General features: G+C 34.3%; 1 protein-coding gene. It reads right to left on the reverse strand.

Features of this window, described 5'->3' with window-relative positions; translation table 11 throughout:
- On the reverse strand, positions 1-248 hold a 248-nt coding region (locus IDG64_RS15315; RefSeq protein ID WP_241012152.1), incomplete at both ends, for a Csa1 family protein.

Raw genomic sequence — 248 nt, forward strand, 5'->3', positions numbered from 1 at the left:
TTCTATCAATATCTGTGACATTGATAACATCGGACATCCGGTCTTCTTGTAACTTTTTATCCAATTCAAATGTATACTTTCCGTAGTATTTCTTTTTGACGGTAATTTTCCCTGTACTCATTTCACCCGCTTTATTACTTTTGGCAAAATCTGTATATATCGTCCACGTCCCCTTATCACCTTTTTCAAATTCGCCATCTCGATATCCTTCTTTGTCATATAAATCTTCAAGATTTTTGATTGGGTAA

This window comes from Staphylococcus sp. EG-SA-15 (genome assembly GCF_017151895.1).
GTDB lineage: Bacteria > Bacillota > Bacilli > Staphylococcales > Staphylococcaceae > Staphylococcus > Staphylococcus aureus.